This window comes from Cloacibacillus sp., from assembly GCA_036655895.1.
In the GTDB taxonomy this organism is placed as follows: Bacteria; Synergistota; Synergistia; order Synergistales; family Synergistaceae; genus JAVVPF01.
In genome coordinates this window covers 1-712 of the sequence record JAVVPF010000135.1, presented here as the reverse complement: position 1 = coordinate 712, position 712 = coordinate 1, and the positions used below count along the sequence as shown (strand labels likewise).

The window sequence follows — 712 nt, the reverse complement described above, 5'->3', positions numbered from 1 at the left end:
GGAGCTGATTGCCGCGCTTTTTGCGCCGGCGGGACCTTCCAATTTTGCAAAGCGCACGTCGGTATTTCAAGGCAAAAGCTGAGGTAACGTATACTATTATGAGCACTTTTACAGTACATCCATCAGAGCTCTTGGAGCCCAGATCAGGATAGGAGCCTATTAATGAACCGGACTATAGCTACCCGTTCATAACATTCTTTCAAGAATTAGTGAAGGGGTTGAAAGTAGTCCTCCTCGCTGGTATGTTAGTTTTGCGACAAACAAGCATACGAAGCAAAAGGAGGACTATGCAATGAACAATAACACAGAGCAGCATGAAAATCCAGAGGGCAAGACCAGACTGATCTCCATCAATGAAGAAGGAGTGCGCAGTCAATTGAGTGCCCTAGTAAAACAGACCGTTGAAGAAACTCTCAATGCTATGCTGGATGCGGAAGCAGACGAACTCTGCCATGCTTCAAAATACGAAAGATCTCCGGAACGGGCAAGTACAAGGGCCGGCCATTATACAAGAACGTTCCATGCCACAGCTGGTCCGCTAAAGTTAAAAGTTCCACGTTTGAGGAACGTACCGTTTGAAACAACCATCATCGAGCGTTATAAGCGCCGCGAGGCATTGGTCGAAGAATCACTCATTGAGATGTATTTAGCAGGTGTATCTGTCAGGCGCGTAGAGGACATAACTCAGGCTTTATGGGGTACCAGGGTAAGT

1 protein-coding gene is annotated in these 712 nt (G+C 46.8%); it reads left to right on the top strand.

The window, feature by feature from the left end; all coding sequences use genetic code 11:
* Positions 1 to 292: 292 nt before the first annotated feature.
* The coding region (locus RRY12_13325; GenBank protein MEG2185656.1) for a transposase at positions 293 to 712 on the top strand (420 nt) is incomplete at its 3' end.